Below are 19063 nucleotides of genomic sequence, written 5' to 3' on the forward strand. Positions count from 1 at the left end.
AAGGATTTTTATGAAACGTAAAGACCAGATTGCCGTGACTGTTATCGCCGTGTGCGCCGTGGGTGTGCTGGTGTACCTGCTGGCGCCGGGTGTATTTGGCAACAAGCGCCAGACCACCAACGACGCCTTTGTGGCCGCCGACTACACCCTGGTGGCGCCACGGGTTGCCGGGTTTATCAAAGAGGTGTTGGTGGAAGACAACCAACAGGTCAAGGCCGGGCAGTTGCTGGCGTTGATCGATGACCGCGACTTGCGCGCCGCCGCCCAGGCCGCCGATGCCGAGACCCTGATGGCCCAGGCTCAACTGAAAAACGCGGTGGCCACCCTTGAGCGGCAAAGCTCGGTGATCGCCCAGGCCCAGGCCACCGTGGCCGCCGATCGCGCCGAAGTGGCCTTTGCCGAACACGAATTGAACCGCTACAACCATCTTGCCGGTGTCGGTGCTGGCACTGTGCAGAATGCCCAGCAAGCCAAGACCCGTATCGACCAGGCCACCGCGCGCCTGGCCAATGCCACGGCGGTATTGGCCGCCGAACGCAAGCAGGTGGAAATCCTCAGCGCCCAGCGCGATGCGGCTGAAGGCGGCTTGAAGCGGGCCCAGGCCGCGCTGGAAATGGCCAGTTATCAGCTGTCGTACACACGCATTGTCGCGCCGGTGGACGGCATGGTCGGCGAGCGTGCGGTACGGGTCGGGGCCTTTGTCACACCCGGCAGCAAGATCCTTGCCGTGGTGCCGCTGGCCGACGCGTATGTGGTGGCCAATTTCCAGGAAAACCAACTGTCCCACATGCATGCCGGCCAAGCGGTTGAAGTGCGGGTCGACAGCCTCGACGGTGAAGTGCTCCAGGGCCACCTGGAAAGCCTGGCGCCGGCCACGGGCGTGACCTTCGCCTCGGTCAAGCCGGACAACGCCACCGGCAACTTCACCAAGGTGGTGCAGCGCATTCCGGTGAAAATCCTCCTGGAGCCAGGGCAGGCGCATATCCATCGCCTGCGGGTCGGGATGTCGGTGGAGGCCAGCGTCAACACCCATCCCAGTGCGCAGCAACGTGAGGTGGCGCAGCAATGAGAAAACTCGCACTGCTTACCCTCAGCCTGGTCAGTCTGGGTGCGTGTACCGTAGGCCCTGATTTCCAGCGGCCCGATGTCCGGTCGACGGCGCACTGGGCCGAGCCCCAGGGACGCCAGGCCGCCAGCCGTGCGGTCAGCGATCCGTTGGAAGAGCAGTGGTGGGACGTGTTCCACGACCCGCAACTGTCGGCCCTGGTGCGCCGGGCACTGAGTGACAACCTCGACTTGAAACTGGCCAGCAGCCGCCTGCAACAGAGCCGCGCAGTGCGCCAGGTGACGAGCGCCGGACGCTATCCAGAGGTCAGCGCCGATGGCAACTACGGGCGCAAACGCAATAGCGCCAATGGCCTGAGCGACCCTTCGGGCAACAACGGCCGTTCGGCCTTCAACCTATGGGATGCAGGCTTCGCGGCCTCCTGGGAACTGGACTTCTGGGGCCGGGTAAGACGCGAAACCGAAGCTGCCGACGCCACCCTGCAAGTGGCCGAAAACGACCGCCGCGCGGTGCTGCTGTCGGTGCTGGCCGAGACTGCCCAGGACTACATTCAACTGCGTGGCGTGCAAAGCACCCGTGCGGTCACCGAGCAAAACCTCGACGTGGCGCGCCGTAGCCTGAAACTCTCGCAGCTGCGTTTGGCCGACGGTGTGGCTACCCACCTGGATGTCGCTGAAGCCGCTGCGCAAGTCGCCGCCATCGAAGCGCGCCTGCCGGATTTGCAGCAGCGCCAGGACCAGTTGATCAACGCCCTGAGCCTGTTGATGGGCCAGGCTCCGCAAGCCTTGCATGCGCAACTGTCACCGGACGGCGCAGTGCCCCAGACCCAGCGCCAGGTGGCGATTGGCCTGCCGTCGCAACTGGCAGAGCGCCGCCCCGACATCCGCCAGGCCGAGGCGCGCCTGCATGCGGCGACCGCCAGCATTGGTGTGGCCAAGGGCGACTTCTACCCACGGATCACCCTGTCGGGCAGCCTCGGTTCCCAGGCCATGCAGTTATCGGATCTGGGCTCCTGGGGTTCGCGCACGTTCGCTTTCGGCCCGTCGTTGAGCCTGCCGCTGTTCAACGGTGGCCGCTTGCAGGGCATGCTCGACCTGCGCGAAGCCCAGCAGCAGGAAGCGGCCCTGGCCTACCAGCAGACCGTGCTGCGTGCCTGGCATGAAATCGACGACCAGTTGACCCGCTACAACGCCAGCCAACTGCGCCGCGACAGCCTCGCCGAAGCGGTGCGCCAGAACCAGATCGCCCTGGACACCGCCCAGCACCAGTACGTCGAAGGGGTGGTGGATTTCGTCAACGTGCTCACGGTGCAGAGCGCCTTGCTGGCGACCCAAGAGCAATGGGTGGAAAGCTCCACCGGCGTGTCCCTGGCCATGGTCGGCCTGTACAAGGCGCTGGGCGGAGGTTGGGAGTCGGTGTACCCGTTGCAGACCGCCGGGCGGTAACTGATAAAGTTTTTTGCCAGTCGCGATACAAGCTGTAATGATAATTGCTCTCAATAGTGTATCCGGGCGATTCATGGACACCGCGACTGACGGCCAGCAACAGCTTCATCTCCTGTACCGCGACCATCATGGCTGGCTGCAAGGCTGGCTGCGCAAGCGTTTGGGCGACCGCGAGCACGCCGCCGATGTGGCGCAGGACACGTTCCTGCGCCTGTTGGTGTCTGGGCGTTTTCCCGGGGCCAGGGAAAGTCGCAGCTACCTAACGCAGATTGCGCGCAACCTGGTGATCGACCAATGGCGCCGCCTGCGCATCGAGCGCGCCTATCTGGAAAGCATTGCCCACTTGCCGGAGCCAGAGTCGCCGTCACTGGAGACCCGCGCACTGATCCTCGAAACCCTGATGCAGATCGACGCCATGCTCGACCGCATGCCCGAGAACGTGCGCCGCGCGTTCCTGTTGTCGCAGTTCGAAGGCCTGACCTACGCGCAGATCGCCGAACGCCTGGGGGTGACGATCAGCTCGGTGCAGAAGTACATGACCCGCGCGATCATTGCCTGCTACCAGGTGGCCTACGAAGAATGAGAGCCCGCCATGACGCGCCGATTGCCCAGGCGGTGGTCGAGCAGGCCAGTGAGTGGTTGATGCTGCAATGGGGCGGCGAATTCGATGGGGCCCAGCGCCAGGCCTTTGCCCATTGGCAGGCCGCCGACCCGGAGCATCGTCGCGCCTGGCAGCGTTTGCAGCAGTTGCAGCAGACCTTGGGCGGTGTGCCCGCCGACAGCGCCCGTGCGGTGTTGCGCGACGCGCCAGACCCCCAGCGCCGGGCCGCGCTGAAACTGCTTGGGTTGCTGCTGGTGGCCGGTGGCAGTGGCTACCTGGTGCAGGGCAGCCAGCCCTGGCAGGCGGCCTTTGCCGAGCATCGCACCGCCACTGGTGAGATTCGCCACCTGACCTTGAGCGACGGCACCCACCTGGACCTCAACAGCGACAGCGCCATCGACCTGCGCTTCAGTGCCACTGAGCGGCGCATCCGCCTGATTCGTGGCGAGCTCCTGCTGACCAGCGGCCACGACCCGTCCCGCCCGCTGATTGTCGAAACCGCAGCGGGCGATATCCAGGCCCTGGGCACCCGGTTTGCCGTGCGCGAGCTGGACGATGGTAGCCGCGTCGATCTGTATGAAGGGCGTGTGCAGGTGCGCCCGGTGCAGGGTGTGCCGGTGCTGATGAATGCGGGGGACAGCCTGTGGTTCAGCGCAACGCAGACCTCGGCGGTGACCGCGCTGGATGCCAACGCCAGCAGTTGGACCCACAATCGCCTGATCGCCGAGCGCCAGCCGTTGGGGCAGTTTGTCGCGGAACTGAGCCGCTATCGGCCAGGGGTTTTGCGTTGCGATGAGTCGGTAGCGGGCCTGTTGCTGACCGGCGTATTTCCCCTGAATGACACTGACGCGATCCTTGCGGCGCTGGAGCGCTCGCTACCGGTGCAGGTACAGGCGGTGACCCGTTACTGGGTCACCCTCAAACCCAGGGCCTGATTCCCACAGGGTTTTGTGTCTGGGTTGAGGGCCAAGGATAAATTTTTGATTTTCTTTTGTCGGTTTTCTATCCCCGTCCGGGATACCTCTTGAAAGCCAATCAAGAAGCGTTCTCACGGGGAGTCCTGCAATGCCGCACCACCCAATCCAACCTCTGGCCCGCGCCTTGCGCCGTGGCCTGTTTATCAGTGTGCTGGCGACTGTGCCAGTCGTCCCGAGCATGGTTCAGGCCCAGGAGAGCGCCGGTGAAGCCTTGCGCCAATACAACATTCCTGCCGGCAGCCTGGACCAGGCGTTGAACCGTTTCGCCAGCGCATCGGGGATTTTGCTTTCGGTGGATGCGGCGCTGACTTCAGGCAAACGCAGCCCTGGCTTGCAGGGTCGCTATGCCACTGGGCCTGGGTTGGAGCAGTTGTTGGCGGGCAGCGGCCTGGTGGCGATGCAGTCCGGTGGTGGCTGGTCGGTGCAGGCCATTTCGGGGGACGGCTCGGTGCAATTGGGCGCGACTCGGATCAGCGCCCAGCAGGCCCAGGAAAGCGCCTGGGGCCCGGTCGACGGCATCGTCGCCACGCGGAGCGCCACGGGCAGCAAGACCGATGCGGCACTGGTGGAAATCCCCCAGACCATCAACGTCATCACCGCCGCCGAAATCAAGGCGCGGGGTGCGCAAAGCGTGACCCAGGCGTTGCTCTACACCCCAGGCATGAGCGCCGGTGGTTTTTCCGACCGAGTGAAGCTGTTCGATGAGCCGACCTCCCGTGGCTTCTCGCCGACGCCCCTGTACCTTGACGGCCTGCACTTGCCGTACGGCGGTGGCAGTACCGGCGGCGCGTTGCAGATCGAGCCCTATTCCCTGGAGCGCATCGAAGTGCTCAAGGGCCCGGCATCGGTGCTGTACGGGCATAACCAGCCGGGCGGCATCGTCAATATGGTCAGCAAGCGCCCCAGCGAGACCCCGGTGCGCCAGGTGGTGCTTGAAGCCGGCACCTACGAGCACAAGAGCGCGGCCATCGACCTCAGTGGCCCGCTGGATGACCAAGGCCAATTCTTCTATCGCCTCACTGGACGACTCAAGGACGAACAGGGCGAGATCGACTACTTCGAAAACAAGCGGCAATTCATCGCGCCCAGCCTGACCTGGCGACCCAATGACGACACCAGCCTGACCCTGTTCGCCCAATATCAGAAAGACAAGGGGGTGCCCGAAGCCCAGGGGCTGCCGGCCTCCGGGACGATCTGGAAAAATCCGAACGGCAAGATCGACCGTGATCTGTTTATCGGTGAACCGGGCGTCAACAAATACAACCGCGAACAGGTCGCCTTCGGCTACGAGTTGTCCCATCGTTTGAACGACACCTGGACCCTCAAGCAAAACGCGCGCTATGCCGAAGTGGACGACCGCTACGTGGCGCCGTTGCACGGCTATCGGTTTGTCGCCAACCCGGCCACCGGCGCCATGGATCAACGCTACCTGCAGCGCTTCGGTGTGGATTGGAAGCAGAACAACAAAGTCATCGGCGTGGATAACATCGCCCAGGCCGAGTTCAACACCGGCGAGTTTTCCCACACGCTGATCGTGGGCCTGGATTACTACCACTCCAACTCCAGGTTCCTCGGCCTCTATGACCGCAATCCGCCGATCATCGACCTGTTCACGCCGGTCTACGGCCAGCCGCTGAATTTTGGCCAGCCGTACCGCTGGGACAACACCATCACCCAGACCGGCCTGTATGTGCAGGACCAGATCAAGTGGGACAAGTGGGCGCTGGTGCTGGGCGGGCGTTATGACTGGGCCAACGTGGTCAACAAGGTGCCGCTGAGTGGCGACCGCACCAGCAGCAAGGACCAGGCATTCACCGGTCGCGCAGGCCTGGTATACCTGTTCGATAACGGGCTGGCGCCGTTTATCAGCTACTCGGAATCCTTCCTGCCGCTGTCCGGCACCGATGCCAACCAGAAGCCCTTTGACCCGTCCACCGGCAACCAGTACGAAGTCGGCGTGAAGTACCAGCCGCCGGGCCAGGAAAGTTTTGTGCAGGTCTCGGTCTACCAACTGGACCAGGAAAATATCCTGACGGCCATTCCGCTGACCAACTTCAGCAGCCAGAGCGGGGCCATGCGTTCGCGCGGCGTCGAGTTCGAAGCCAAGGCGGTGTTGAACGATGCCTGGGATGTGGTCGCTTCGGCGGCGCGCAACGACATCAAGTACACCAAGGACAACGAGGGGCGCGAAGGCCGCCACCCGGCGGGCATCTCGCCGCTGACAGCGGCGTTGTGGGTCAACTACACCGTCGTTGACGACAGCCCGCTGGCCGGTCTCGGCGCAGGTATCGGCGCGCGTTACTCGCGCAAAAGCCTTGGCGACTACTACGCCGGCGCGTTCAGTGTGCCGTCCTACACCGTCTACGATGCGAGCCTGAGCTACGACCTGGGCGCCTCGCCCCTGAAGCTTAAAGGCGTCAAGTTGGCGATGAATGTGCAGAACCTCGACAACAAAACCTACGTCTCACAGTGCACCAGCGACCTGGATTGCTACTACGGCGAAGGGCGCACGGTGGTGTCGAGCCTGACGTACGACTGGTAAGGCACAACCCTGTAGGAGCCGGCTTGCCGGCGATAGCGGTCCATCTGCTGTTACGTCGATGGCAGGCACACCGTGATCGCCGGCAAGCCGGCTCCTACAGGTTGATCAGTGGGGATTCTGCAAAAACACCACATACCCGCCAAACCACTCACTCTCCTTCAAATACTCCGGCTCCTGCCAATCCCCGCCCTGGATCAAGCCGATCTTGAACGGTAGCCCCAGCCGGTTCATCCGTGGCAGGTATGCCGCGTAATCCGGGATGCTGTGGCGCCCCTGGTAGGTCTGCACCACCACTTCATCCACCACCCCTTTGAGCTGGGCGATGGCGGCCGGGTCGGCGTTGCTGCTCCAGTCCATCAGGCCGGTGATGCTCAGGCGCAAATCCTTTGGCAGGCGCTGGCGCAAATCCTTGAGGAAGTCGGCGTATTCGTGCAGGTATTGGGTGCGGGCGTCGAAGTCGATCTGGATACCCACCACCGGGTTGCCCGCGGTTTTCCAGCGCTGCACCTGCCCCAGCAATTTTGTGTAGACCGGCTCTGGCCAACGCAGGGTGTGGGCGCGGTAGACCACCCACACCTGGCCCTGGCGGATGCGCGGCACGCTCATGCCCTGGGCGATGAACTGCACGCCACGTTCGGGGTGGCGGCGGGTCGAGTTGATCTGGCCCTGGAGGATGTACAGGGTCCTGGCCTGCTTGAGCACCGGCTGTGGTACGACGCCGCTCCACAGCCAGAAAGCGTCATAGTCGTAGGCGTCGACGGTGGCGAAGGCCGGGCTCGCCAACAGCAGCAAGCCTAGCCACAGGTGTTTCACCAGTAGTACTGCAGCGACTTGCCCCACTGCGTGTCGGCAAACCCGCTTTTCAACTGGCGGAACCAGCCCTTGCGCACCGCCTTGTCCACGTCCTCACCACCGCAGCTGTTATAGCCCGAAGGCGCGTAACAGTTGATCGCCCGGAACAGCGCATAGGCCTTGTCGTCACGCGGCGCCTTGGGGTTGGCGATCACCTGTTGATAACCATCGAGCCGCGAGAAGGTTTCACCGGTGAAGCCCGATGGGGTGCTGCCCAGACTGCCGGCCGAGCGCGCCTCTTCCAGGGGCATGCCGTCCAGGCCGTTACGCAGGATGAACTCACCCAGGCAATTGAGGCCGTGTGGGTTTTTCGCGTCGTTTTGCAAGGTGCTGGCGGTTTGCGCGATGGTCGGGCAGGTGTAGCCGGACGGCGCCTTGTCGCCGCTCCAGCGGAACAAGGTCAGCGCCTGGCCGCCGTCGTACACGTAGCCCAGGCTGGTGCCGATCTTGTCTGCGGCAGGGGGGGCCGGCAGTTGCTGCAAATCCTCGGCAAAAGTCGCGAACTGGCCGCGCAGCAGGTCTTTGTAGAGCAACACAAATTGCGCGGTGCTGCGCTCCAGCGGGTCGCTGGCCTGGCTGATCTGCTGGCGCAACAACTCTGGGCCGGCCACGCTGCGCAGCAGGATATAGCGCACTTGCGGGGTCTGGATCGGCGAGTCGGCGGTGAACACCTTGGCCAATTGGCCGCTGCGCTCGTAGTTCATTGCCAGGGCCAGTTCCAGTTGCTCGCGCTGCAAGGGCAGCTTGGCGTGCGACAGCAGTTGTAGCCACAGTGCCTCGGCGCCTTTCCAGTCCTGCCTGGCTTCCAGGGCCAAGCCGCGAAGGGTCTGCTGGCTGAAGGCGAAGTAATCCAGGCTTGATGGCACGTCTTGTGGCAGATGCTTCAACGCCTTGTCGGGCTGGTGCTCGACATACAGGGCGAACGCGGCCTGCAAGTAGTCGTACAGCGCAGGCTCGTTGGCAAACGCGGCCTTTTGCGCATCAAGGGTGGCGCGGGTCATATTGAGCAGGTTGTTGGCGCGCATCCACATCAGGTCGTTGATCGCCAGCAGCAGTGGGTTGCGGATGGTTTCGGCATAGCTGGTCAGCAGCTTGTTGTCGGTTTCTTCAACCAGTTCATCGATAGACCCATTGCGCTCGGCATCGCTGGCCTCGGTCAGTTGCCAGGCGTAGTCGTCTGCCAGCTTGGCCGCATCGCCCGCCAGCCAGTGAACCCGGCGTAGCAGGCCGCGAGCGGAGGCCGCATAGTCGCCCTGTGGATAAGTTTTCAGGTAGCTGAGGAAGCTATGCTCGGCTTCGCCCAGGGCGGACTTATCCACAGCCTTGCGCTGGGGCATGCCGTATTCGTCGAAGGCGTTTTCCTGGGCATGGTTGAGCGACGCGCGGGCGATCATGTACACCGCCGTTTCTTTCAGCCAGGGCAGCGTTGTGACGGTGACCGCGGCAAACCCGCGCTCGGCATATACAAAACGCCCGCTGTAAAAGTCGGATGCGGCGAGCAAATAGGTCGTCAGTTCCCGACCCTGGGTCGATGTCATCAGCTGCGGCTCCAGCAGCACTTCGCCCTGCCAGTCACAGGTGCCAAGCAATTTCAGGCGTGCATTGGCCAGCAGCACCCGTTCATTTGCCGGCACATCGGCCTTGATCACTTGGCGTACAAAGTCGGTGGCACTCTGCACATTGTTGCTGCGGCAGCGGCTGCCTTCGCCCCACAGGAACTGGTCACCCGCTGGCGCCGTCGTGGTATCGCGCTGGATACCCAGCGAGGCCAGCAATTGTGTCAACTCGGCGCTTTGTTCCTCGGCCGATTCTGCGGCAACTGGGGCAGGGACTAGGCGATACACCGGGAACGGCACCGGGCCGAATCCCTGGGCCAGGTCATCTGCGCCCAGCGCATTGGGCGTCAGCGGCGCATTCTTTTTGGCCGCGAGCAATAGACGCAAGTTGGTCCGACTGTCATTGCCGGGGCTCAGAAAAGGCACGTTGCTGCACGCGGTCAGCGAGTCCTGGGATACGCGCCAGTCGGGGTAGCACGAGTCGTCGCCACTGGCCTGGGCCTGTAGGGATACACCGGCATACAGTGCCAGGGTCAGGGATGACAGAAGACCGATGCGCATGAATTGTCCTTATTCCGGGAGGCCGTGAATGCCGCTGGGCGAAAGGTGCAGATGATAGCGTGAACATTGCAAAATGTTGCACAGAAGGCCGTCAATCTGTGGGTTTTATCGGTCTAGACTGTAGTCAATCACCTAGTCTCGGAGTTGCCATGGAATCGCCTGTCCACACCCTGCCGTCGTTGTTCAAACAGCTCGGGCTGCCCGATGACGCCACCAGCATTGAGCGTTTTGTTGCGGTGCATTCACCGCTCAAGCCAGAGTTGAAACTCGAAGATGCGTTTTTCTGGACGGATAGCCAGAAGGCATTTTTGCGCGAAGAGATTCTGGAGGATGCGGATTGGGCGCAAGTGATGGATGAGTTGAATCTGCTGCTGAGGGCTGGGAGGGATAGACCGGCTGGTTAGTTCATCAATACATCTTCCATAGGATAGCTCGGTCTTGAGTTGGGAAATTTCCGACTTCTCAAACTGAGTTAGATGATAGAGGGAAGTGAAAAAAATGGTTATCAACAGGCGCACATTGTCTCCTGTTGGAAAAGCCATATGAGTGGAAAGCCCGCCGCCCGCGTTACGGACCCTACGGCATGCCCAATGTCGGGGCATGGCAGCAACCCTATAATCGAAGGTTCTCCTGACGTCTTCTTCGATGGCTTGCCCGCAGCACGCCAAGGTGATGTATCTACTTGCGCAAGCCGGATTAGCACTGGTGTGTCTTCGACGGTTTTCATCAACGGAAAACCTGCCGCAACGCTCGGCAGCGTCGGTGAACATGGCAACGTGATCATCGGCGGGTCGGGAACCGTGTTCATCGGTGACAGATTCACACCGTCCCCGCTCACTCCCCTTGCGCCGTTGAGCAGTTCCATAGCCCCTTACTCCGGACGCTTTCAACTCATAGATCAGGAAACCGGCCAACCTATTGGTGGTCGCAAGGTAAAGGTATGGTCGAGTGCCGGCTGGAGCACGTTCGACACCACCAATGGCGAAGGCATGACATCGTGGGTTAACCACGATACGTCGCAGGCTATCTATATTGGCCTAGTGCCGGGCGACGAAGCATGAATGATCAACCCGGCCTGTCTCAGGGTGGCATGAGCCCCGAAGGCACGACCAACCCCGTGGGCATCCTGAAGCCGAAGCTCGGTCTCCAGGACAGGAAAGTACTGTGCTCGGCAATTTGCTATTGCAGCGGCACACCTAACATCAGCCAAGATGGCAGGAATCTTAAACAGGGCTGTGTGGCACAGCGCCTTGGGGAGCTTGACGAGATTCTCCAGGGGCGCAGTCCGTATAGGGCCGAGGTCAGTTACGACATGACCAAGCGTCCACCACAGCCAATCCTCGACAGTCAAACAGGGACCAGCCCTCATGGCTGGATACCGGGCTGGATCAACAAGTACTGGAATGAAGACCCAGAACATCCACCGTTCAAGGCCGGGAAAGGGATGATTCGCCGGCCCGATGTAGTGATCGTCAAGGACGCCAGCAAGCCGCCAACTCAGGACAATATCAAGCAAGTGGTGGAGATGAAGTTTCCACCTGACCCTCCGAAAGTGGAGCAGGCGCAGGATTATGCAAACATAGCAGGCAACAAAAATAAGGTCGTTGAGATGACATCCACCGAATGTGACTGTAGCCAGGAAAATCAGCAGTCCAACGTGCCAGTGGCGCAGCTTGGCTGGGCCGCAGCCATCGCTGGTGGCGTGATGTTTATCCTGACGCGTGGCCGCTCCCCTCGGCCAATGATCCCCGCTTACTGATTCGGAGGAGCCCCCATGGAACCGGAATTCAATGTGGCCGAAGAACTTGCCAAGCAACCACACCTGCTGGAAATACCCGGTCATCTATTGATGAAGGGCGGCCCCCAGAATTATATCGGCGCAGTACTTTGCCTGCGGGGAACGCTGTATTTCAAGGAGGCCCATACACGTTTGGTGCGCGAAGCGCTATGCCAGTGTTTCGACGACTTCAAACGCTTGGCTGAGCCCCACCTCACTTGGCTCTGGCGCGAAGAACCTCCTCAGGGCAAGCCACTGTCAGCTTTTGCTGACGCAAAGCCACTCCGAGATATGGTCGAAGCAATGGATGCAGACGACCTTCTCAGCTTCTACTACCTCAGTGGCAAGCAATCCAACGACGCTAGCGCTTGGCTCTTCGATGTTTTTGGTATGCGTGGATGGAAGGCAAAGATGGGGGATGAGCTCAGCGTCCTGCAGTTCTCAGTACCGCTTTTGTACCAAGAGCAGAGCCCACTCAGTTTCCTGCGCTTGTTCCTAGACTCCGCGCGCCGATTGGTCCCCGAGCAGGGCTACGCGGGGCATGCCTTCAATCTTTCCGTCACCAACCGGGATAGCAATGAGCCTACTGAAGCCTTTATGGCGGCGCGCATGCCTGGATTGGATGTAGGCACAGCCGCTCTGTTGGCCAATATCCCCGAATTCAAACCCACAAAAATCAAGACGGTCAGTTGGCTGACCTTGCTCGACCAAGCACGCCTGGATCTTGTTGGCGGCCTGGATGGCCTGCGTGCGCAGCTACCGTCCAGCCATTTTGCCTTCTATGACTACGGTAACGGCGTAGTGATCCAGGCCGGTGCATACCCGTATCTTGGCGGGGATGCCGATGATCCGAAACCGGCGGCCTACGTGTTGTTGAACCATGTGCTCAAGGACATCCGCTACGAGACTGTAGGTTCACTGCACGGTGGCTCTCATGATGGCGAGTTGCGGCTGGTGGACTGGTCGGCTGATCAGTGGCTCAAGCGCTTGGATGTGGACGCAGACGATATACCTGCCTGGCGTGCCAAGTTACTTCGCGATGAACCCTGCTTGGATGCTACAAACACCCTGCCGGGGCGGTTGTAGAATCGATGGGCTGACCACCTACGAATACAAGGATGGCGAAAATGAATAGGAAAAAGGTGTGGTGGTTGTGGGGCGGGTTGGATGCTATTTATCTCACTTGGTATTTTCTAAACAGCTTACTTGGCGGTCGAGTTCCTTTTTTTAGCGATATCGCCAGCGCTGTGAATATTTTTCCGGATCACGGTTCAGTGCAGATTTATATATTTGCTTTTAACTTGGTTCTTCAAGTTTCGGTTGTTTTTTCTTGTGCGTTATTTTTATTGCAAAAAACACAGGTTAAATGGCTTGTATATTTACAAACTCCTTTGCGTCTTATTTTTATAGTGCCCTCTGTTTCGATTTTGTTGATTGGCGCTCGCGTATTTCCAGATTACAACGTTATTTTTATGGCTGTCTTAGTGGTGATTTCCGAGGCTGCAAAAGTCTGGAGTGTTCGGCGGTATGGTCAGAAAAGTTGATCGGGCGCGCTGAAAACCTTCACCTTTGATGGAAACTGTCCTATTCGCCGCTCAAGCCGGAGTTGAAACGCGAAGCGCGGCTTTCTGGACGGATAGCCAGAAGGCTTTTTTGCGTGTAGGAGCGAGCTTGCTCACGAAGGTCGTCAACGATGACGTGGGCACCCTGGATCAGCGCGGTGTCTTGGCGTTTTTTCGCGAGCAAGCTCGCTCCTACAGGAGGGCCTGCCGCCTATCTGCGAATTTGTATCAAAACTTGACGAGATTCCATCCATCCACCATATTGATAGTTAGCAAACTAACTGTATGCGAACTATCCCGTGTCCCAATCCCTCGAACACCTTCACATGAGCCTCAGCAGCAGCATGGTGGCTGGCGCCCGTCACTGGCGCAAAATCTGCCAGAGCACCCTGGTGAGCTACGGTATTTCCGAAGCCTGTGCGGTGCCTTTACTGATGATCGGCCGTCTCGGCGACGGTGTGCATCAAGTCAAGGTGGCCCAGGCGTCGGGGATGGAAAGCCCATCCCTGGTGCGCCTGCTCGACCAACTGTGCAACAGTGGTTATGTGTGCCGCACCGAAGATATCCACGACCGCCGCGCCAAGGCCTTGAGCCTCACCGCGCGCGGTCGTGAGCTGGTGCAAGCGGTGGAAGCACAACTGGTGCGCCTGCGCCGTGAAGTGCTGGCCGATATTGCGCCTACCGATATGGAAGCCGCGCTGCGTGTGCTGCGCGCCTTTGAGGCGGCGACACTTTGAACGGATTTTTCAGTGGCTTCCCGCCCGCCCGCGACTGGTTCTACGGTGTGCGTACCTTCGCCGCCTCGATGATCGCGTTGTACATCGCCATGCTCATGCAAATGCCGCGTCCGTATTGGGCGATGGCCACGGTGTATATCGTCTCCAGCCCGTTTGTCGGCCCCACCAGTTCCAAGGCGTTGTACCGCGCCATCGGCACCTTGATGGGCGCGGCGGCGGCGGTGTTTTTTGTGCCGATGTTTGTGCAGTCGCCCTACATTCTGGTGGTGGTGATCGCGTTGTGGACGGGCACTTTGCTGTTCCTCTCCATGCACCTGCGCACGGCCAATAACTACGCCTTGATGCTGGCCGGCTACACCCTGCCGCTGATCGCCCTGCCGGTGGTGGATAACCCCCTGGCGGTGTGGGATGTGGCCGAGGCGCGGACCGAAGAAATCTTCCTCGGTATCGCGGTGGCCGCCGTGGTGGGCGCGATGTTCTGGCCGCGCCGACTGATGCCGGTGTTCGATGGTTCGGTGGCCCAGTGGTTTGCCGATGCCCAGGTCTACAGCCAGCGCTTTCTGATGCGCAATGTGCAGCCTGAAGAAGTCAGCAACCTGCGCGGCGCTATGGTCGCCACCTTCAACACCCTCGAATTGATGATCGGCCAGTTGCCCCACGAAGGCGCACGGCCGCAGACAGTGCGTAACACCAAAGAACTGCGTGGGCGCATGATCCACCTGCTGCCGGTGGTGGATGCACTGGATGATGCGTTGTACGCCATCGAACACCGTGCCCCGCAGTTTCTCGATCGTCTCACACCGATACTCCAAGCCACCCAGCAATGGCTGGAAGACACCCGACAAGGCGCACCGCTGGAAAGCTGGCGCGCCTTGCGCGACCAGTTAGACGCCCTGCAACCCCAAGGCGAAGCGCTGGACGATCGCCACACCCTGCTGTTTTCCAACGCGCTGTACCGCCTTGGTGAGTGGATCGACTTGTGGCAAGACTGCCGCAGCCTGCAAGCCGCCATTGAGTGCGAAAGCCAGGACACCTGGCGCGCCGTCTACCGTCACTGGCGCCTAGGCCGACTCACGCCATTCCTCGACCGTGGCCTGATGTTTTACTCGGCGTTCTCCACCGTCACCGCGATCATCGTCGCCTCGGTGCTGTGGATTCTGCTGGGCTGGACCGACGGCGGCAGTGCGGTGATTCTGGCGGCGGTGGCGTGCAGCTTCTTCGCCTCGATGGACGACCCGGCGCCGCAGATTTATCGGTTCTTTTTCTGGACGGCGATGTCGGTGCTGTTCGCCAGTCTCTACCTGTTTCTGGTGCTGCCCAACCTGCACGATTTCCCGATGCTGGTGCTGGCGTTCGCCGTACCGTTTATCTGCATCGGCACCCTCACCGTGCAGCCGCGCTTTTACCTGGGCATGTTGCTGACGCTGGTGAACACCTCGTCATTCATCAGTATCCAGGGGGCCTATGACGCGGACTTCCTCAACTTCGCCAACGTCAACCTGGCCGGTCCCGTGGGCCTGCTGTTTGCCTTTGTGTGGACGCTGATCGCCCGGCCCTTTGGCGCCGAACTGGCGGCCAAGCGCCTGACCCGCTTCAGTTGGCGCGATATTGTCGGCCTCACCGAACCTGCGACCCTGGCCGAGCACCGGCACATGGCCGTGCAAATGCTCGACCGCCTGATGCAGCACCTGCCGCGCCTGGCCCTCACCGGCCAGGACACCGGTATTGCCCTGCGTGATTTGCGGGTGGCACTGAACCTGCTCGACCTGCTGGCCTACTCGCCGCGCATCCTTGGCGTGCCACGGGTGTTGCTCAACCAAGTGGTCGAAGGCGTCGGGGCTTACTTCAAGGCCTGTCTTAAAGCCGGTGAGCGCTTGCCCGCGCCCAGCGGCCTGCTGATGACCCTCGATCGCACCCGCCGCGCGCTCAACGGCCAGGGCCTGCAAGGCGAGGACGATACCCGCCTGCACCTGTTGCACGCCTTGGCCGGCCTGCGCCTGGCGCTGTTGCCTGGGGTTGAATTCATTGGCGGCGCCGAGATGCAAGCGCCGCTGCCTGATGGAGCGCCTCTATGATCGGTGACCTGGACATCAGCGGGGTGTTCCTGCCCACGCTGCTGGTGCTGATGGGCATTACGTATGGCTTTTACCTGGTGGTGCACGGGCTGTTGACCCGTGCCCACTTCTATCGCCTGGTCTGGCACCGGGCATTGTTCAATGTGGCTCTCTACGCGCTGTTGCTGGGCGCTGTGGACTCACTCAGTCGATACCTGATGACATGAAAAAACCTTTTTTGACGATTGGCCGTGTGGTCCTGACGCTGTTGGTAGTGACCTTTGCCTGCGTCGTGGTCTGGCGCATGGTGATGTACTACATGTTTGCCCCCTGGACCCGCGACGGGCATATCCGTGCCGATATCGTGCAGATCGCCCCGGACGTGTCCGGGCTGATCCAGCAAGTGGACGTGCGCGACAACCAGTTGGTGACCCGTGGCCAAGTGTTGTTTGCCGTCGACCAGGACCGCTTCAAGCTCGCCTTGCGCCAGGCCCAGGCCGCCGTGGCCGACCGCCAGGAAACCCTGGCCCAGGCCCAACGCGAAGCCAAGCGCAACCGTGGCCTGGGCAACCTGGTAGCCAGCGAGCAATTGGAAGAAAGCCAGTCCCGCGTGGCTCGCGCCCAGTCGGCCCTGGCCGAAGCGCAGGTGACGGTGGACAGCGCCCAGCTCAACCTCGACCGCTCGGTGATCCGCAGCCCGGTGGACGGCTACGTCAACGACCGCGCCCCCCGGGCCCAGGAATTTGTCACCGCCGGGCGCCCGGTGCTGTCGGTGGTGGACAGTAATTCCTTCCATATCGACGGCTATTTTGAAGAGACCAAGCTGGACGGCATTCATGTCGGCCAGAGCGTGGATATCCGCGTGGTCGGTGATAACGCGCGCTTGCGCGGCCATGTGCAGAGCATCGTCGCCGGGATCGAAGACCGCGACCGCACCAGCGGCGCCAACCTGCTGCCCAACGTCAACCCGGCATTCAGTTGGGTGCGCCTGGCCCAGCGGATCCCGGTGCGCATTGCCTTTGACGATGTGCCGGCAGACTTCCGCATGATTGCCGGGCGCACCGCCACCGTGTCGATTATCGCGGACCAGCCCAAGCCCGGAGACCAGCCATGAAGCGACTGCTGGCGACCGCTGGGCTGGGGTTGTTGCTATCTGCCTGCCAGGTGGTCGGCCCGGACTATCACCTGCCGGACGAAGCCGCCGTGAACCGTGGCGACCTGCAAGGCCAACTGGCCGGGCAGGGCAGCAATGTAGTCTCGGCCCCGGTGCCCGCCGACTGGTGGAAGTTGTACCAGGACCCGCGCCTGGATGAGCTGGTGCGTCAGGCCATGGCCTCCAACACCGACTTGCGCGTGGCGGCGGCCAACCTGCAACGGGCGCGTTTCCAGGTACAGGAAGCGCAATCGGCGGGCGGTTGGAGCGGTGGCGTCAAGCTCGGCGCCCAACGCTTGCAGGAGTCCGGCGAAGCCTTCCTGCAGGCGGATAAGGTGCCGGTGGCCAATGTCGCAGATATCGGCATCACCACTTCTTATCAGTTCGACCTGTTCGGCACCTTGCAGCGCGGCATCGAAGGCGCCCAGGCCAATGCCGACGCGACCCAGGCCGCCGTCGATACCGCGCGCATCACCCTGGTGGCGGACGTGGTGCGCTCCTACACCCAGGTCTGCGCAGCCAACGAAGAGCTGGAAATTGCCCGCCATTCCCTCGACCTGCAAGCCCAAGGCACGCGCCTGACCCAGCGCCTGCGTGACGCTGGGCGCGGTGATGAAACCCAGGTCACCCGTTCGCAAACCCAGTTCAAGTCGCTGCGTGCCGAACTGCCGCGCTTTGAAGCCGCGCGCCAGGCCGGGTTGTTCCGCCTGTCGATGCTGCTGGCCAAGCCCGTGGACCAACTGCCCGCCGGCACCCGTGAGTGCGCCGAGCTGCCGCATATTGCCCAATTGCTGCCGGTGGGCGATGGTGCGGCGCTGCTCAAGCGTCGGCCGGATGTACGCCAGGCCGAGCGCCGGCTGGCGGCCTCGACGGCGGGCATCGGCGTCGCCACCGGCGAGCTGTACCCGGACATCAGCATCGGTGCCTCCATCGGCACCGTCGGCATTATCGACAACCTTGGCAAACCGGCCACCAACCGTTGGGGCTTCGGCCCGCTGTTGAGCTGGACGGTGCCGTCCAACGGCTCGCGCGCGCGCATCCATGAAGCCGAGGCCGCGACCCAGGGCGCCTTGGCGCATTTTGACGGGGTGGTGCTCAACGCTATCCGCGAGACCCAGACCGGCCTGGCGCAATACACCGCGCAACTGCAGCGCCGCGATGCCCTGGCCGAGGCCGAGCAGTCGGCGCAACAGGCCGCCGACCAGACGCACCGCTTCTTCCAGGCGGGGCGTGAGTCGTTCCTCGCCGACTTGCAAGCCACCCGCACCTACACCGACATGCGCGCCCAACTGGCGCAGGCCAACACCCAAGTGGCAATGAGCCAGATCGACTTGTTCCTGGCCCTGGGCGGTGGCTGGGAAAGCGGACGAACGCACGGTGCAGAACCCGGCAAACCCTGAGGCGATTGCTATGCTTTGATCAGACGGGCTTTCGTGATGGCCCGCTGATCACTGCCTGCGTTGTTCATGGGGATTCCAATAATGAAAAACCCTTATGCTCCCGCTTTCTGGTGCGTGCTTTTCGCCCTGGTGTTGTTATCGGCGACGTACTTCTATGGCGTCATGCTGGCCCATCAACTCGACAAGGCCATGGTGTTCCTCGACAGCGCCTGTGCGCTGATCGCCGCGTTATCCGTTGGTGTGGTGGCGTGGGCGTCCTACCAGAGCCAGCGCACCCAGAAAAAATTCCTCGACCAAGGCAAGACACGGGTGGCGATCTGGGATACCAAGGTCGCCCTGCGCCGGGTCGAGACCGTGTTCGACCGCTATTTCTGGGGCAGCTACTGGCAACCTGGGCGCACGTTCCAGGAAGTCATGGGCGAGCTGACCGGCACACCGCTGGAAAAAAGCCTCGAAGCCTTGAAAAAACAATGCGTGGTACTCGACCGGCAAGTGGCCGAAGGGCGGCATTGGCTGAACAACGCCCGGGAGCTGTCCGACGTCGCCACCGCCATGGCTCGCGAGCGTTACCAGTTGGATTTCTACGATCCCAAGGCCGACACGCCAGGCAATGCGGTGATCCATCGCGAGTTTGAAGTGCTGGTGTACACCTGGACCGCACGCCTTAAAAGCTTCGACCACCAACTCGATGAGATCGAGACCGAATACCTAGAGCGCCCGTAGCCGGGTGGTCGGCCAGTCAAGGGCATTGCGCCATGCCCCCCTGCCAGTGCTAACCTT

Annotated in this window: 19 protein-coding genes; 16 read left to right on the forward strand and 3 right to left on the reverse strand. The window is 61.7% G+C overall.

Annotated features, from left to right (window positions below):
* Nucleotides 1-10: 10 nt before the first annotated feature.
* The 5 genes from BFQ03_RS20890 to BFQ03_RS20910 all read left to right on the forward strand — a co-directional run bounded on the left by BFQ03_RS20890 (nt 11) and on the right by BFQ03_RS20910 (nt 6631).
* On the forward strand, nt 11-1069 hold the full coding sequence (locus BFQ03_RS20890) for an HlyD family secretion protein (RefSeq protein ID WP_032856481.1): 1059 nt from the start codon (nt 11-13) through the stop codon (nt 1067-1069).
* Entirely contained in the window at nt 1066-2511 is a 1446-nt protein-coding gene (locus tag BFQ03_RS20895) for an efflux transporter outer membrane subunit (RefSeq protein WP_065943936.1), read from the forward strand. The genes BFQ03_RS20890 and BFQ03_RS20895 overlap by 4 nt, the downstream gene beginning before the upstream one ends.
* Nucleotides 2512-2584: 73 nt before the next feature.
* Nucleotides 2585-3094 carry a sigma-70 family RNA polymerase sigma factor gene (locus BFQ03_RS20900; protein WP_032856483.1) on the forward strand — a complete coding sequence of 170 codons (510 nt, stop codon included), beginning with the start codon at nt 2585-2587 and terminating at the stop codon, nt 3092-3094.
* Nucleotides 3091-4047 carry a FecR domain-containing protein gene (locus BFQ03_RS20905; RefSeq protein ID WP_032856484.1) on the forward strand — a complete coding sequence of 319 codons (957 nt, stop codon included), beginning with the start codon at nt 3091-3093 and terminating at the stop codon, nt 4045-4047. Before BFQ03_RS20900 ends, BFQ03_RS20905 begins: the two co-directional genes overlap by 4 nt.
* 130 nt (nt 4048-4177) lie before the next feature.
* Nucleotides 4178-6631 carry a TonB-dependent siderophore receptor gene (locus BFQ03_RS20910; protein WP_065943937.1) on the forward strand — a complete coding sequence of 818 codons (2454 nt, stop codon included), beginning with the start codon at nt 4178-4180 and terminating at the stop codon, nt 6629-6631.
* Nucleotides 6632-6736: 105 nt separating this feature from the next.
* Here the strand turns inward: BFQ03_RS20910 and BFQ03_RS20915 are convergent, their stop codons facing one another.
* Together BFQ03_RS20915 and BFQ03_RS20920 are read right to left on the reverse strand one after the other, a co-directional pair.
* A complete protein-coding gene (locus BFQ03_RS20915; protein ID WP_065943938.1) occupies nt 6737-7444 on the reverse strand; it encodes a DUF3142 domain-containing protein in 708 nt (235 codons plus the stop codon).
* Nucleotides 7441-9600, reverse strand: a complete 2160-nt coding sequence (locus tag BFQ03_RS20920) for a PA5441 family protein (protein WP_065943939.1) — start codon at nt 9598-9600, stop codon at nt 7441-7443. Before BFQ03_RS20920 ends, BFQ03_RS20915 begins: the two co-directional genes overlap by 4 nt.
* 149 nt (nt 9601-9749) lie before the next feature.
* Here BFQ03_RS20920 and BFQ03_RS20925 point away from each other — a divergent pair, with 149 nt between their 5' ends.
* The 5 genes from BFQ03_RS20925 (at nt 9750) to BFQ03_RS20945 (ending at nt 12921) form a co-directional block, all read left to right on the forward strand.
* A complete protein-coding gene (locus BFQ03_RS20925; RefSeq protein ID WP_065943940.1) occupies nt 9750-10004 on the forward strand; it encodes a DUF2789 domain-containing protein in 255 nt (84 codons plus the stop codon).
* 138 nt (nt 10005-10142) lie between these two features.
* A complete protein-coding gene (locus BFQ03_RS20930; RefSeq protein WP_065943941.1) occupies nt 10143-10661 on the forward strand; it encodes a PAAR domain-containing protein in 519 nt (172 codons plus the stop codon).
* Nucleotides 10658-11359, forward strand: a complete 702-nt coding sequence (locus BFQ03_RS20935; RefSeq protein WP_065943942.1) for a VRR-NUC domain-containing protein — start codon at nt 10658-10660, stop codon at nt 11357-11359. The genes BFQ03_RS20930 and BFQ03_RS20935 overlap by 4 nt, the downstream gene beginning before the upstream one ends.
* A gap of 15 nt (nt 11360-11374) precedes the next feature.
* A complete protein-coding gene (locus BFQ03_RS20940) occupies nt 11375-12463 on the forward strand; it encodes a DUF3396 domain-containing protein (protein ID WP_065943943.1) in 1089 nt (362 codons plus the stop codon).
* A 41-nt stretch (nt 12464-12504) separates the two neighbouring features.
* Complete coding sequence (locus BFQ03_RS20945; protein ID WP_065943944.1) at nt 12505-12921, forward strand: hypothetical protein; 417 nt, start codon at nt 12505-12507, stop codon at nt 12919-12921.
* A gap of 40 nt (nt 12922-12961) precedes the next feature.
* On the opposite strand, the gene BFQ03_RS30350 is transcribed toward BFQ03_RS20945, so the two are convergent.
* Entirely contained in the window at nt 12962-13123 is a 162-nt protein-coding gene (locus BFQ03_RS30350; protein WP_175403912.1) for a hypothetical protein, read from the reverse strand.
* Nucleotides 13124-13265: 142 nt separating this feature from the next.
* Here BFQ03_RS30350 and BFQ03_RS20950 point away from each other — a divergent pair, with 142 nt between their 5' ends.
* The 6 genes from BFQ03_RS20950 (at nt 13266) to BFQ03_RS20975 (ending at nt 19006) form a co-directional block, all read left to right on the forward strand.
* Nucleotides 13266-13676 (forward strand): MarR family winged helix-turn-helix transcriptional regulator, encoded by a 411-nt coding sequence (locus BFQ03_RS20950; RefSeq protein ID WP_065943945.1) that lies wholly within the window; start codon nt 13266-13268, stop codon nt 13674-13676.
* Nucleotides 13673-15751 (forward strand): FUSC family protein, encoded by a 2079-nt coding sequence (locus tag BFQ03_RS20955; RefSeq protein WP_065943946.1) that lies wholly within the window; start codon nt 13673-13675, stop codon nt 15749-15751. The genes BFQ03_RS20950 and BFQ03_RS20955 overlap by 4 nt, the downstream gene beginning before the upstream one ends.
* A complete protein-coding gene (locus BFQ03_RS20960; RefSeq protein WP_032856492.1) occupies nt 15748-15957 on the forward strand; it encodes a DUF1656 domain-containing protein in 210 nt (69 codons plus the stop codon). Before BFQ03_RS20955 ends, BFQ03_RS20960 begins: the two co-directional genes overlap by 4 nt.
* On the forward strand, nt 15954-16844 hold the full coding sequence (locus tag BFQ03_RS20965; RefSeq protein WP_032856493.1) for an efflux RND transporter periplasmic adaptor subunit: 891 nt from the start codon (nt 15954-15956) through the stop codon (nt 16842-16844). Before BFQ03_RS20960 ends, BFQ03_RS20965 begins: the two co-directional genes overlap by 4 nt.
* A complete protein-coding gene (locus BFQ03_RS20970; RefSeq protein WP_065943947.1) occupies nt 16841-18283 on the forward strand; it encodes an efflux transporter outer membrane subunit in 1443 nt (480 codons plus the stop codon). The genes BFQ03_RS20965 and BFQ03_RS20970 overlap by 4 nt, the downstream gene beginning before the upstream one ends.
* Nucleotides 18284-18364: 81 nt before the next feature.
* A complete protein-coding gene (locus tag BFQ03_RS20975) occupies nt 18365-19006 on the forward strand; it encodes an NADH:ubiquinone oxidoreductase subunit N (RefSeq protein ID WP_065943948.1) in 642 nt (213 codons plus the stop codon).
* Nucleotides 19007-19063 lie beyond the last annotated feature (57 nt).

This window comes from Pseudomonas sp. 25 R 14 (assembly GCF_900004755.1).
Taxonomy (GTDB): Bacteria; Pseudomonadota; Gammaproteobacteria; order Pseudomonadales; family Pseudomonadaceae; genus Aquipseudomonas; species Aquipseudomonas brenneri.

Excerpts from the sequence above, each read along its gene's own strand:
- BFQ03_RS20930 (WP_065943941.1), top strand. The coding sequence starts at position 10,143 with ATGAGTGGAAAGCCCGCCGCCCGCGTTACGGACCCTACGGCATGCCCA.
- BFQ03_RS20970 (WP_065943947.1), top strand. The coding sequence starts at position 16,841 with ATGAAGCGACTGCTGGCGACCGCTGGGCTGGGGTTGTTGCTATCTGCC.
- BFQ03_RS20890 (WP_032856481.1), top strand. The coding sequence starts at position 11 with ATGAAACGTAAAGACCAGATTGCCGTGACTGTTATCGCCGTGTGCGCC.
- BFQ03_RS20945 (WP_065943944.1), top strand. The coding sequence starts at position 12,505 with ATGAATAGGAAAAAGGTGTGGTGGTTGTGGGGCGGGTTGGATGCTATT.
- BFQ03_RS20900 (WP_032856483.1), top strand. The coding sequence starts at position 2,585 with ATGGACACCGCGACTGACGGCCAGCAACAGCTTCATCTCCTGTACCGC.
- BFQ03_RS20920 (WP_065943939.1), bottom strand. The coding sequence starts at position 9,600 with ATGCGCATCGGTCTTCTGTCATCCCTGACCCTGGCACTGTATGCCGGT.
- BFQ03_RS20965 (WP_032856493.1), top strand. The coding sequence starts at position 15,954 with ATGAAAAAACCTTTTTTGACGATTGGCCGTGTGGTCCTGACGCTGTTG.
- BFQ03_RS20925 (WP_065943940.1), top strand. The coding sequence starts at position 9,750 with ATGGAATCGCCTGTCCACACCCTGCCGTCGTTGTTCAAACAGCTCGGG.
- BFQ03_RS20950 (WP_065943945.1), top strand. The coding sequence starts at position 13,266 with ATGAGCCTCAGCAGCAGCATGGTGGCTGGCGCCCGTCACTGGCGCAAA.
- BFQ03_RS20910 (WP_065943937.1), top strand. The coding sequence starts at position 4,178 with ATGCCGCACCACCCAATCCAACCTCTGGCCCGCGCCTTGCGCCGTGGC.
- BFQ03_RS20935 (WP_065943942.1), top strand. The coding sequence starts at position 10,658 with ATGAATGATCAACCCGGCCTGTCTCAGGGTGGCATGAGCCCCGAAGGC.
- BFQ03_RS20975 (WP_065943948.1), top strand. The coding sequence starts at position 18,365 with ATGAAAAACCCTTATGCTCCCGCTTTCTGGTGCGTGCTTTTCGCCCTG.
- BFQ03_RS20960 (WP_032856492.1), top strand. The coding sequence starts at position 15,748 with ATGATCGGTGACCTGGACATCAGCGGGGTGTTCCTGCCCACGCTGCTG.
- BFQ03_RS20895 (WP_065943936.1), top strand. The coding sequence starts at position 1,066 with ATGAGAAAACTCGCACTGCTTACCCTCAGCCTGGTCAGTCTGGGTGCG.
- BFQ03_RS20940 (WP_065943943.1), top strand. The coding sequence starts at position 11,375 with ATGGAACCGGAATTCAATGTGGCCGAAGAACTTGCCAAGCAACCACAC.
- BFQ03_RS20905 (WP_032856484.1), top strand. The coding sequence starts at position 3,091 with ATGAGAGCCCGCCATGACGCGCCGATTGCCCAGGCGGTGGTCGAGCAG.